Annotated in this window: 12 protein-coding genes and 1 pseudogene; 6 read left to right on the top strand and 7 right to left on the bottom strand. The window is 70.5% G+C overall.

Features of this window, described 5'->3' with window-relative positions:
- Positions 1 to 53 precede the first annotated feature (53 nt).
- The gene (locus M4V62_RS01020; protein WP_249585267.1) at positions 54 to 1313 is read left to right on the top strand and encodes a glycosyltransferase; all 1260 of its coding nucleotides are present in this window, start codon (positions 54 to 56) and stop codon (positions 1311 to 1313) included.
- 50 nt (positions 1314 to 1363) lie between these two features.
- On the opposite strand, the gene M4V62_RS01015 is transcribed toward M4V62_RS01020, so the two are convergent.
- On the bottom strand, positions 1364 to 2299 hold the full coding sequence (locus M4V62_RS01015; protein ID WP_249585266.1) for a zinc-binding dehydrogenase: 936 nt from the start codon (positions 2297 to 2299) through the stop codon (positions 1364 to 1366).
- Between the two features lie 67 nt (positions 2300 to 2366).
- On the opposite strand from M4V62_RS01015, the gene M4V62_RS01010 reads away from it, so the two are divergent.
- Positions 2367 to 3020, top strand: a complete 654-nt coding sequence (locus M4V62_RS01010; protein ID WP_249585265.1) for a TetR/AcrR family transcriptional regulator — start codon at positions 2367 to 2369, stop codon at positions 3018 to 3020.
- Here M4V62_RS01010 and M4V62_RS01005 read toward each other — a convergent pair.
- Positions 3008 to 3595 (bottom strand): TetR/AcrR family transcriptional regulator, encoded by a 588-nt coding sequence (locus tag M4V62_RS01005; RefSeq protein WP_249585264.1) that lies wholly within the window; start codon positions 3593 to 3595, stop codon positions 3008 to 3010. The two genes, M4V62_RS01010 and M4V62_RS01005, sit on opposite strands and share 13 nt — an antisense overlap.
- A 70-nt stretch (positions 3596 to 3665) precedes the next feature.
- Here M4V62_RS01005 and M4V62_RS01000 point away from each other — a divergent pair, with 70 nt between their 5' ends.
- Entirely contained in the window at positions 3666 to 4559 is an 894-nt protein-coding gene (locus tag M4V62_RS01000; RefSeq protein ID WP_249585263.1) for an NADP-dependent oxidoreductase, read from the top strand.
- Positions 4560 to 4639: 80 nt separating this feature from the next.
- Here M4V62_RS01000 and M4V62_RS00990 read toward each other — a convergent pair whose 3' ends face one another.
- The 3 genes and pseudogenes from M4V62_RS00990 to M4V62_RS00985 form a co-directional block, all read right to left on the bottom strand.
- Positions 4640 to 6337, bottom strand: coding sequence for an amidase family protein (locus M4V62_RS00990; RefSeq protein ID WP_249585262.1), 1698 nt, complete (start codon positions 6335 to 6337; stop codon positions 4640 to 4642).
- 235 nt (positions 6338 to 6572) lie between these two features.
- A pseudogene (locus M4V62_RS43815) lies at positions 6573 to 6716 on the bottom strand (toxin glutamine deamidase domain-containing protein); the annotation flags it as partial.
- Positions 6717 to 7059: 343 nt separating this feature from the next.
- A complete protein-coding gene (locus M4V62_RS00985) occupies positions 7060 to 7509 on the bottom strand; it encodes a carboxymuconolactone decarboxylase family protein (RefSeq protein WP_249585261.1) in 450 nt (149 codons plus the stop codon).
- Between the two features lie 95 nt (positions 7510 to 7604).
- On the opposite strand from M4V62_RS00985, the gene M4V62_RS00980 reads away from it, so the two are divergent.
- A complete protein-coding gene (locus M4V62_RS00980) occupies positions 7605 to 8483 on the top strand; it encodes a sigma-70 family RNA polymerase sigma factor (protein ID WP_249585260.1) in 879 nt (292 codons plus the stop codon).
- Between the two features lie 231 nt (positions 8484 to 8714).
- The gene (locus M4V62_RS00975; RefSeq protein WP_249585259.1) at positions 8715 to 9848 is read left to right on the top strand and encodes a serine hydrolase domain-containing protein; all 1134 of its coding nucleotides are present in this window, start codon (positions 8715 to 8717) and stop codon (positions 9846 to 9848) included.
- Between the two features lie 52 nt (positions 9849 to 9900).
- Here the strand turns inward: M4V62_RS00975 and M4V62_RS00970 are convergent, their stop codons facing one another.
- Entirely contained in the window at positions 9901 to 10590 is a 690-nt protein-coding gene (locus M4V62_RS00970; RefSeq protein WP_249585258.1) for a nitroreductase, read from the bottom strand.
- Between the two features lie 102 nt (positions 10591 to 10692).
- Here M4V62_RS00970 and M4V62_RS00965 point away from each other — a divergent pair, with 102 nt between their 5' ends.
- On the top strand, positions 10693 to 11286 hold the full coding sequence (locus M4V62_RS00965) for a TetR/AcrR family transcriptional regulator (RefSeq protein WP_249585257.1): 594 nt from the start codon (positions 10693 to 10695) through the stop codon (positions 11284 to 11286).
- A 13-nt stretch (positions 11287 to 11299) separates the two neighbouring features.
- On the opposite strand, the gene M4V62_RS00960 is transcribed toward M4V62_RS00965, so the two are convergent.
- Positions 11300 to 11908 carry a hypothetical protein gene (locus tag M4V62_RS00960; RefSeq protein WP_249585256.1) on the bottom strand — a complete coding sequence of 203 codons (609 nt, stop codon included), beginning with the start codon at positions 11906 to 11908 and terminating at the stop codon, positions 11300 to 11302.
- Positions 11909 to 12005: the final 97 nt, after the last annotated feature.

Genomic DNA, 12005 nt, shown 5'->3' with positions numbered 1-12005 from the left:
GAACTGGACCGCGCACGCAGTCGCCGTGGAAGGCGATCTGACATCCTGTCAAAGTGCGTGTACTGATCGTGACAGCAGGCAGCTGGGGCGATGTCGCCCCCTACACAGGGCTGGGCGTGCGGCTGCGCGCCGCGGGGCATGAGGTCGCCCTCGCCACCCATGAGCGCTTCGAGCAGGCGGTGACCGCGCACGGACTCGGCTTCCGGGCCTTGCCGGTCGACCCGCGCCAGGAGCTGGCCTCACAGGTCGGCCAAGGGCTGGCCAGAGCGGTCAGTCCACCCGTGGCCATGGCGCGAGTGGCGCGGATGGCGAGGGCGTTCATGCCCCGGCTGAGCCGCGGCGTCGCAGACGCCGTACGGGAAGGCACCGACGTCGTGCTGAGCTCCACGGTCACCGACCCGATGTGCGCGACGCTCGGTGAGGCGCTGCGGCTGCCGAGCATCGGGGTCTACCTCCAGCCGGTCCAGCCCACAGGCGCCTTTCCGCCGATGATCACCGGTGCTCGCTCGTTCGGATCGCACGGCAACCGCCTGGCCGCCCATGCCCTGTGGGCCGGCACCGACCGGATCTTCGCCCCCGCCGTCGGTGCGCTGCGCCGCGAACTGGGGCTGCCGCGAAGGAGGTTGGGCGGCATGCTGGGCCTGCCGCGCGGGCGCACCGTCCTGCACGGCTTCAGCCCTCGGGTCGTCCCTCGCCCGGCGGACTGGCCCCAAGGGCACGAGGTCGGCGGCTACTGGTGGCCCCAACTCCCGCCCTCCTGGGAGCCCGACCCGCGGCTGCTGGACTTCCTGGATGCGGGCCCGCCGCCGGTCGTCGCCGGCTTCGGCAGCTTCGTCACCGCCGACGCCGAGCGCCTGAGCACCCTGCTCGCCGCCGCCATGCGCCGCGCGAAGGTACGGGGCATCATCCAGGCCGGCTGGAGCGGCCTGCACGCCGAGAACGACGACCTGATCACCGTGCAAGAAGTGCCCCACGCCTGGCTGTTCCCCCAGACCGCTGCCGTCGTCCACCACGCAGGGGCGGGCACCACCGCGGCCGCACTGCGTGCGGGAGTCCCGTCTGTCCCCGTCCCGGTCCAGCTGGACCAGCACTTCTGGGCCGCCCGCCTCCACACCCTGGGCGCCGCACCACGCCCCCAGCGCTACCAGCACCTGACCGCGCAACACCTCTCCCAGGCGATCACCACAGCCGTGCACAGCCCTGCCTTCCGCGCACGCGCCCGCGACATCGCCGCCGCGCTCGCCCAGGAGGACGGCGCGAGCCAGGTGCTCACGGCCATCGAGCGCCTTGCGAGCCCGGGCGGCATACTCTGAGCCGCGTCGACCGGAGCGAGGGCAAGGCCGTGAAGAACCGGCTTCACCTGTCAGCGGACGTCGATGACGGCTTTGCCCGGCACGCGGCGGTCGACCAGTTCGGTGGCCGCCCGTGCCACCTGCGTCCAGTCGGTGCGCAGGGCGACTTGCGGATCCAGTTCGCCGCGGGCGGTGAGCGCGGCGAGCCAGGTGAGATCGGCCCCGAGACCCGCTGAGTCGTCCAGCAGGTAGAACGTGGCGATCTGACGGTTGTGGCGATGGGCGTTGCCGAAGAGGGCCCCGAAGGGGAACTGCTCCCCCTCACCGGATATGTGCCCCGCGGCGACCAGCACCCCGTGCTCGGCGAGGGCGCCGTGCGCGGCGACCATGTGTGCGCCGCCGACGAGTTCGACCACGCCGTGTACCGGTTCGATGTGCTGAAGTGCGGCCAGGTCGGTGACGATCTCGTGGGCCCCGAGCTCACGCAGTGAGTCGGCCTTCGCCGGGTCGCTGGTCACCGCGGTGACATGCGCGCCGCCCCGGGCCGCGAGTTGCAGGGTGAAGCGGCCGACGCCGCCGCCCGCGCCGGTCACCAGCACCCGCCGTCCCAGGATCGGGCCGATGCGGTGCAGCGCACGCAGCGCACTGCCCGCCGCGACGGGCAGTGCACTGATCGGGCCCAGGTCGGCTCCCTCGGGCACCGTCCCGATCAACTCAGTGTCCACGGCGCGCAGTTCGGCCCATGCGCCGTCGGGTCCCAAGGTGACGACGGGGGTGCCGACCGGAGGGCCGGAACCGTCGGCGGCCGCCCGGACCACCACACCTGCGGCGTCCCAGCCGGGCACCGTGCCGGCCGCGCCGTCGGGGACGACGTGATGGACCTCGCCGGAGTTGAGGGAGAACGAGTGGACCTCCACCAGGGCCTGGTGGGCGGTGGGTTCGGGGTCGGCCACCGCGGTGAGAGCGAGGTGTCCGGGTGACGTGTGATCGATCGTCAGTGCCTTCATGGTGAGAGATAGTGCCACTGAGTGGCATAAGCCTACAAGGGGCAATAGCTGCTGATAGGCTGCGCCCGTGGAGAACGCCCCGAAGGACCTACCGCTGCGTGAGCGCAAGAAGCTGCGGACGCGCCAGGCCCTGGTCGACGCGGCCCTGGAGCTGTTCGCCGAGCGGGACTTCGCCGCCGTCACGCTGGACGAGATCGTCGATGCGGTGGAGGTCTCCAAGCGCACCTTCTTCCGTACGTTCCCCTCGAAGGAAGACGTGGCGCTGGCTCCGGAGAAGGAACTGTGGGCGGCATACACCGCGGACATCGAGTCGCGGCCCCTGTCCGGCGAGCACTTGCTGAGTGCCTACGAAGGTGCGCTGTTCGCTGCGGTCGAGCAGATGGCCGACGGGTGGGAACGGCGCTTCCTGGTCAGCCGAAGCCTCGCCGACCGCACTCCGGCGCTGACCGCACACAGCCTGCGCCACTGCTCCGAGGTGTCCGAGCAGGTCGTCCGGATCGTGGCGGACCGACTCGCACCGCACCCCCTGGGCCGCACCGAACTGCGCCTGCTGCTCGACCTCATGCTCGCCGCCTGGCGTTGTGCGCTGGAGACCTGGACTGCGTCGGACGCCGCGCGCCAGGACCGCGCGGCACTCATCCGGAACGTGCGCGACGCCTTCGGGGCGATCCCCGCGGTTGCGGCCTTGGCGTCAGGGGGAGCAGTTCCTCACGCGCGGTGAGGCAGGTGGGTGACCTCCCAGGCCGCTTCGATCATCCGGAAGATCTCGTCCACGGCGGCCTCCGGGTCGGCCGCCTCGCGGGCCAGTGAATGGGCGTCGATCGCGAACCTCGCGATCGTCCGGCAGGCCGTCGTGGTCCGTGACAGGCCGGGATCGGCGGCGATGGCCGTGGCCAGCGACTCCGCATGGCGCAGCCTCATCGACTCCTCGTACTCCCGCAGGGCGGGCGATGCGTCGATCATGCGCCAGATCGGGGCGGCGCCGTCCGCCGTGCAATGGCGTACCAGGGCATGGACCTCGCGGCGCAGCGCGGGGATGAGCGGTTCGTGCGGAGCCCGGTCGGTGACCGCCCGTGTGAGGCGTTGCTCGAAGTCGTCGTCCTGCTCGAACACCAGGGCCTCTTTCGAGGCGAAGTGGGAGAAGAGCGTGGTCACGGCCACATCGGCCTCGGCGGCCACGTCACGGATGCCCACCGCTTCGTATCCACGTTCCAGGAAGAGCCGCAGGGCGCTGTCAGCGATCTTCTGACGGGTCGCCGCTTTCTTGCGTTCGCGGCGTCCGGGCGGCTCGGTCATGATCTGACGCTATCAGATACAAAGCCCTAACAACTACAAAACGCTAACCGTTAGTGCTACGGTCGGTCGCATGAAGAGAGTGAGCTTCGCCGAGTTCGGCGGTCCGGACGTTCTGCAACTCATAGACGCCGAGGAGCCCCACGCGGGCCCCGGCCAGGTACGCATAGCCGTGCGGGCGGCGGGCGTGAACCCCGTCGACTGGAGGATCCGTGAAGGCCAGTTCCTCAAGGCCCACCCGATCGAGCTGCCTTCCGGCGTCGGGCTGGACGCCTCCGGGGTGGTGGACGAGATAGGGGAGGGCGTCGAAGGAATCGAGGTCGGCGACCCTGTGTTCGGCGAAGGGGCCAGCACCTACGCCGAGTTCGCCGTGCTGTCCGCCTGGGCCCGTATGCCCGAGGGCCTGACGTTCGAAGAGGCGGCCGGCTACCCCTCCGTGGTGGAGACCGCGCTGCGCATCATCCGCGAGGTCGGTGTGCGGCCCGGCCAGACGCTGCTGGTCAGCGGTGCGTCCGGGGGAGTCGGATCGGCGGTGCTGCAGGTCGCCCGCGACCGAGGCATCCCGGTGATCGGCACGGGTGGGGCCGCGAACCAGGACTATCTGCGCAGCCTGGGTGCTGTCGCGACGACGTACGGCGATGGCTGGGTCGAGCGGGTGCGGCGGCTCGGTCAGGTCGACGCGGCTCTCGACCTGGCCGGGTCGGGTGTGATCCACGAGCTCGTCCAGCTGACCGGGGATCCGCAGAAGGTGATCTCCATCGCCGACCTCGCTGCGCCGGAACTCGGTGTCCGATTCTCCGGCGTGGCCGGGAGCGTGCCGGAAGCGCTCGCCGAGGCCGCCGACCTCATCGCGCGCGGAAAGCTCCACATCCCGGTCGAGAAGTCGTACACGCTCGCCGAGGCCGCGGCGGCGCACATCGACAGCCGTGCGGGCCACACGCGCGGGCGCCGGGTCATCGTCGTCTGAGCCGTTGACCACCCGCAGCACAAGGGTTGGGGCCACGGGACGTACTCCAGCGGCCCCTGCGCACAGCAGACGATCGACGGCTACCTGATATCGGCGACGGCCCCGCCCCGCGGCGCGACGTGCCCGGCCGTCGGCAGGTAGCGCGGTGCTCGCCAGGCCTTCAACCGGTGTTCCACTGCGGCGCCCAGAGACAGGAGCTTGGCGTCCTGGTGGTCGCCGGCCATCAGGAGCAGGCCGACCGGCAGTTCGTTCACGGACCCGGCGGGTACGGAGAGGGACGGATATCCGGCGACGGCCGCAGGCGTGGAGGAGGGGATGACGTCGTTGTCGCCGCGGGCGCAGTCGGTCGTCCAGGCGGGCGGGTTCGTGGGCGCGGTGATGGCGTCCAGGTGGTGGGCAGCCATGGTCTCGTCGATGGAGCGACGGGAGAGGTCCTTCAACTCGGCGCGCATCGCCCGGTACGTGGGGTCGGTGGTGGGCGGCGCGGCGAGTGCCTGCTCGAACAGCTCCTGGCCGGCGAAACAGGTCTGTTCCTCGGGGCTGCTGCGGTTGAACTCGATCAGCTCGGCGAGATTCCGGGGGCCTTCACGCGTGCCGAGGTAGGCGTCGATGTCCCGGTGAAACTCGCTGAGCAGCGCCGGGAATTCGAGTTCGGCGAGCCGAGCCTGGTAGGGGGGTGTCACCTCGACGACCACCGCTCCGGCCTTGCGCAGCTTCTTCGCCGTACGGGTCATCACCGCGTCGACGTCGGCTCCGAGCGAGGGCAGGCGCCACAGGCCGATCCGCTTGCCGCGGAGGCTGGTTCCGTGGTCCGCCGCCGCGTCGTCCTCGGTCGGGAGGCCGGACGACGGGCCCGGGTTGCTCTGGAGAACCGGGAGACCCCGAAGGGCGCCTGAGCGGGCGCCGTCACCACGCGAGCTCTCGCCACCGCTCAGCACCGAGAGCGTGAGCGCGGTGTCGATCACGTTGCGTGCCATGGGCCCGGCCGTGTCCTGCTCGGCCGAGATCGGCACCACCCCCGACTGGCTGACCAGGCCGAGGCTGGGCTTGTGGCCGACGACGCCGTTCATCCCGGCCGGGCACACGATGGAGCCGTCCGTCTCGGTGCCGATCGCCACCTGCGACAACGACGCGGCGAGCGCCGCCGCCGAGCCGGAGGAGGAACCGCACGGGTTGCGGTCGAGGACGTAGGGGTTGTTGGTCTGCCCGCCCACGGCCGACCAGCCCGATGTCGGCTTCGCCGCACGGAAGTTGGCCCACTCCGACAGGTTGGTCTTGCCGAGGATCACCGCCCCCGCCTTCCGCAGCCGGGTCACCAGCGCGGCATCGGTGCCGGGCGGGCTCCCGGCGAGCGCGAGCGATCCGGCGGTCGTCGGCATGTCACGGGTGTTCACGTTGTCCTTGAGCAGAACGGGGATGCCGTCCAGCGGCCCAAGGGTCTTGCCGTGCCGGTGTCTTGCGTCGCTGGCGGCCGCCTGGCGCAGGGCCGTCGGGCTGGTGCGCAGCACCGCGTGAATCCTGGGATCGACGTTCTCGATCCGCCGCAGATAGGCCCGCGTCAGCGTCGACGAGGTCAGCGAACCGGCCGCCATGCGTGCCTGTAACTGCGGAATCGTCACGGTGTCCAGGTCGACTCCAGGTGCGAGAGGCGCCCCGGTCGGCGTCGACGAGCTGTTGGTGCCGTGCTCGGCGTCCTGCGCACCGGCATTCGGTACGCTCGTCAGAAGGGACCCCGCGACGAGGGCGGCGGTCATTGCGGCAATGCTCCTCTTCCCCATGCGCATCAGCGGACCACTCGGGCAGCGTCCGGCGCAAGGGTGCGGGGTTTCTACGGATCCCTCCCTTGCTGCCGCGGGCCGCGGGTGTCCGGAGCTGCCGGTGGCCGGACTGCACGTGCAGCGCCGTAGGGTGGCTTGCCGGGGCGTCCACCGGTGTGAACTGGGGGTCCAGCGTGATCGACATGAAGAGATCGCCCTTGTACATGGGCGTCGCGCTGACCCGCCCCATCCGGGGATCGATCCACACGACCTTGCCCTGGTAGTTGACGCCGGCGACGGCGTGTACGTGCCCCCTCTCCGCATGCCTGAACACGATCATGCTCGCGGAGCCGTGCCCCGCACTCTTCAGCCGGCTCGCCGCCGTCCGCTTCGAGTTCCATGTCCCCCCGAGTTGTGGACACCGGCGGCCACCGTGGGGTCACGGAGTTGCCGACGTCCTGCTGGAGCGCCAGCATCCGGGCCCCGTCCATCGAACGGCCGGGGATCGCCGGAGCCGCCTCGTGCGCGCCCGACGCGGTGATTCCTGACGCGGGCTCCTTCTGTGAAGCGGGCATCCGGGCAACGGAGTCGGGCCGTTCTTCCCGCTCACTTGCACGCACGACGGGCCACCTCTCTGTTGACATCACACGAGAGGAGCGTCCTTTCGGGCATGACGCCGAGCGCGTCCACGAGGTCCGGTACGAAGGCACTTCGCCGCTGACCGGTTCACCGCCCCGCCCGGCTCACCAGGTCTTGCCTGCCTGCTCCCGGACCGTGCGGTTGAGCCGGTTGAAGAAGTTGGTCAGTGCGATCTCCAGGGTGATCGCGCCGAGTTGCCGCTCGTTGAAGTGGTCGGCCGCGGCGTCCCAGATCTCGTCGGTCACGCCCGGTGCGCCGTCCTGGATACGGGTGGCGGCCTCGGTCAGGGCGAGGGCAGCGCGCTCCTGCTCGGTGTAGAAGGGCGTCTCGCGCCACGCGACCACGTTGTGCAGCCGCTCGGCTGTCTCACCGGCCTTTGTCGCCGCCTCGGTCGAGGCGAAGACGCACGGGCCGCAGGCGTTGATCTGGCTGGTGCGCAGATGGACCAGGGACAGCAGCCGCCCGTCCACGCCCCCGGCGTGAATCGCCTTGTAGAGGTGCTGAATTGCTGTCATCACGTCGGGATCGGCCGGGCTCTTCAAACGTGCTTCCATCGGTCCTGCTCCTTCATCGCTGGGTTCATCGGTTACCTGCGCCCCTTGGGGCCCGTCATCACCCATGACGGAGCAGCGCCGAGGAAGGTAACAACATGACTGACACCAGGCCGACGGACCCGATGGCCGAGACGTTCGAGGCCCAGCGCGACCGGCTGCGCGCGGTCGCCTACCGCATGCTCGGATCGCACGCCGACGCCGAGGACGCGGTCCAGGAGGCCTGGCTTCGCCTTTCCCGCCAGGACGCGACGGCCATCCACAACCTCGCCGGCTGGCTGACCACGGTCGTCGGCCGGATCAGCCTCGACGTCCTGCGCTCGCGCCAGGCCCGCCCGGAGGCGTCGTACGACGACCGCCTCTCCGAGCTCGTGGTGACGCTCGACGACAGTCCTGCTCCCGAGGACGACGCGGTGCTCGCCGACTCGGTCGGGCTCGCGCTGCTCGTCGTCCTGGAGTCCCTCAAGCCGAGCGAGCGGCTGGCGTTCGTGCTGCACGACCTGTTCGCGGTGCCCTTCGACGAGATCGGCCAGATCCTCGGCAAGTCCACCGCCGCCACCAAGATGCTCGCCAGCCGCGCCCGCAGGAAGGTGCAGACGATCGAGCGGCCGACGAGCGCCGGACGGGAGCAGCGCGAGGTGGTCCAGGCCTTCCTGTCGGCGGCCCGAAGCGGCGATTTCGAGGAGTTGCTGCGGGTGCTCGACCCCGAGGTGCAACTGACCCTCGACACCCCGTCCGGAGAAGTCGTCGTCCTTGGTGCCACCCAGGTCGCGGCCGGCGCGCAACTGTCCGCGAGCGCGGCCGCATCGGGGCGGTCGGTGCTCGTCAACGGCCTCCCGGGGATCATCTCCTGGCGCGAGGACGGTGTCCCCGCGTCGGTCCTCGCATTCACCGTCGTCGACGGCCGGATCACCGGCATCAGGGCCATGGTCGACCCGGACAAGCTCAAGCTGATGGACCTGCCGCGTCCTGCGTGAGGCCCTGCCGGGGCGGGTCCGCGACCTGACCCGGCCCTTCTGCGCTGTTCGTGGCCCCCGATGAGTGTCCGGCCCCACGTTGTCCGCCACGACGAAGCCGCGGTCGGGCCCGCTGCCCTAGCTTCCGGTCATCCGGTTCAGGAACCGGCAACCGCTGTGCCGCGCGGTACGGCCGTTGCCACTGATCGCAGCGACCGAAGGGGTCAGCAGATGGTAGGGCACACAGCACGGATGGGAGCGGTGGGGCTGGCGGCTGCGGCGGCTCTGACCGCCGCTTCGTTCACCTCGCCTGCGGCGGCCGACGCCGGCGTGGGACATGCGCGGACTCAGGAGGCCTTGGACGCCGCGGTCAAGGACGGGGTGCCCGGGGCCACCGGGCAGGTCGATGACCGGTACTCGATCTGGACCGGCACGTCGGGCGTCGGGGACCTCAAGACGGGCGCGCCGCGCTCGGCGGTCGACCGCTACCGGATCGGCAGCATGACCAAGACCTTCGTCGCCACCGTGCTCCTCCAGTTGGAGGCGGAGGGCAGACTCGACCTCGACGACAAGGTCGACAAGTGGCTGCCCGGCGTGGTCGAGGGCAACGGTCACGACGGCCGCCGGATATCGGTGCGGCAGCTGCTCAACCACACCAGCGGGATCTTCAGCTACACCGCCGACCCGGACTTCCTGGAGCGGGGCTTCACCGAGAAGTTCCTGGAGCACCGCTACGACACCTATACCCCCGCTCAGTTGGTGGGTATCGCCATGCGCCACGAACCGCTCTTCGAGCCGGGCGCGGGCTGGAGCTACTCGAACACCAACTACACACTGGCCGGAATGATCGTCGAGAAGGTCTCGGGCCACTCGTACGAGGACGAGATCGGGCGGCGCATCGTCAAGCCGCTTGGCCTGTACGCCACTTCCGTACCCCGCACTGCCTCGTCGATGCCGAAGCCGAGCTCCCGCGCGTACTCCAAGCTCTCCCTGGCGCCGAAGCCGACGGACCCGACCCATGACGTCACCGAGCTCAATCCGTCGGCCGCGGGTTCGGCGGGTGCGATGGTCTCCGGCTCCGGTGACCTGAACCGCTTCTACTCGGCCCTGCTGGGCGGGAAGCTGCTGCCTGCCCAGCAGCTCAAGGAGATGAAGACCACCGTCCCGGTCAGCGGGGCCGGTCTGATCACGGGCTACGGTCTTGGGCTGATGAAGTTCGAGCCGTCCTGCGGCGTTTCGGTCTGGGGGCACGGCGGCAACATCCAGGGATCGGCGTCCCAAGCTGTGACCACACCGGACGGCAAGCACTCGCTCGCCTTCAACTTCAACGGCGACTGGGCGGGGAACAGCCAGGCGGTGATCGAGGCGGAGTACTGCCCGGAGTGAATGGTGTCGGGGGGCGGCACCCGGCCTCGGGGTGTGTGGCCCGTTCAGCTCTCTAGTCGTGAAAAGCCGTGGTCGCATGGAGCGCGGCGCGGTCGGTCGTGACCCGGTTCACCGGTGCGGTCTCATGGCCATAACCGAAGGAGACGCCCACGAGCAGTTTTCCTCCGGTGACGCCGAGTTCGGCTCGGACGGTGTCGGCGTAGAAGCTCAGCAATCCCTGCGGGCAGCTGTCCACGCCGTACGCGGTCATCGCCAGGAGCAGTGTCTGCATGTAGGCGCCGACGTCCGCCGCCAGCCGGGCCCCGCCGTCGCCGGTGACGAACAGGAACGCGGCGTGGGGCGCGCCGTAGAAGCGCAGGCTCTCCGCGTCGTACGCCGCACGTGCTGCGTGGTCGTCGCGGCCGATGCCCAGCGCTCCGTACAACTCGGCGCCGAACGCGGCCTGTCGGTCCCTGTGCACCGGTGCGTACATGTCCGCGGAGTACGGAAAGTCGACCGAGGTGGTCTGGGCGGCGTGGGCCGCCTGAAGGGAATCCGCCAGGCGTGCGCGCCTCGCGCCGCTCACCACCTCCACCTGCCACGGCTGCGCGTTGGAATTGGACGGTGCGGCGCCGGCCAGCGAGAAGATCGTGCGCATGGTGTCCTCGGGCACCGGGTCCGGACGGAACGCACGCGTCGCGTGACGGCCGCGTATCAGCTTGTCCGCACTGCCGCTCAACTCGGTGGAAACCAGCCGGCTCATGGGGCACCCCTCAATCGATGGATGTAAACGTATGCGTTTACTTACGAGGTCGACGCTAGCAGGTAACTCTCAGCTAAGTAAACGAGTGCGTATACTTCCGCCATGAGTGCGGCGACGACGACATCTCAACGGCGGGGCCGCGGCGGACGGGAGCGGATCCTGGTCGCCGCCGCCCATCTGTTCGCGACCCAGGGGATCAACGCGACCGGCATGGAGCAGGTCGCCGAGGAAGCGCCGGTGTCCAAGCGCACGCTCTACGCGCACTTCCGGACCAAGAGCGACCTGGTGGTCGCCCACCTCCAGGACCTCGCGACCTCGGGAGTCACCCTGGAGAGCGTGCTGACCCGCGAGGACATCCCGCCGCGAGAACGGATCCTCGGACTCTTCGGCCCGCTCGCGACGGACGCGGCTCCGGTGCGCGGGTGCCCGTTCATCGATGCCGCGGCGGAGTTCCCCGACCCGGCGAGCGCGGTGCACTCCTACGCCCGCGAACAGAAGCTCCGGATGGTAGGGCTGGTCACCGCCCTGGTGGCGGGACTGGGCTGCCGCGAACCCGCCGCACTCGCCGAGCAGTTGGTCACCCTCGCGGACGGCGCGGCCAGCCGGGCCATGGTCCTCGACGAAGCCGACTACGGCCGGCACGCACGGGCAGCAGCGGAGATCCTCCTCGAACACGCCCTGCCCGAAGCGAGTTGACCGGGAAGCCGCCTCAGCCGAACCGCAGGATGCGCGGGGCGAAGGTGCCCTCGGGACCGGCGGCGCGGCCGACCGACCACACCGTCGCGGCGCCCGGCACGGGCGCAGGCCGCAGGTCCGAGGAGTCGCCCTCCCCGGCCACCGCCGGTTCGCTGTACTCGGTGAACGACTGACCGTCCCAGGCAAGGAAGTCCGGCCCGGGGACAAGCGGGGTCTGCGGCAGCGGGACGGTACTCCACCCTTCCGCCGACCGGCGCAGGATCTCCCCCGCGCCCCCGCGGTTGTGGAAGATCCACACCTCCTCGCCGACGAACTGCACCTTGCCGAGCCAGCCGGGCTCACCGGCGCCGGGGGAGCCGGTGTCCCGGCTCCACGCCCTGCCGTCCCACCGGTACAGCATCGGCCGCAGTCCATCGGCGGCGTGCTCGTAACCGGTCGCCCACGCCTCGCCCGGACCCCAGGAGGCTAGGTCGGACACGGTCACCGGCGGGGCCGCGGCCGGCACCGGCAGCGCCGACCAGTCCGGCCGCGCGGTAGCGGCCGGCGTCACAGCGGCGGCCGGCGACACGGCTGCGGCCCACGCGATCACCAGGCAGACGACGACCGCACGGAGACCGTTCACGAGCCCCCCAGGGCACACGAAGGTCGCAGAGCCTAGGGGCGTCCACCCACCCGTGAACAGACCGCATCCGGCCGACTGATCGCCGAAGGAACAGCCT

It is taken from the genome of Streptomyces durmitorensis (assembly GCF_023498005.1).
Classification (GTDB): domain Bacteria; phylum Actinomycetota; class Actinomycetes; order Streptomycetales; family Streptomycetaceae; genus Streptomyces; species Streptomyces durmitorensis.
The sequence above is the reverse complement of the archived record's forward strand: the minus strand, read 5'-3'. Positions and strand labels throughout refer to the sequence as shown.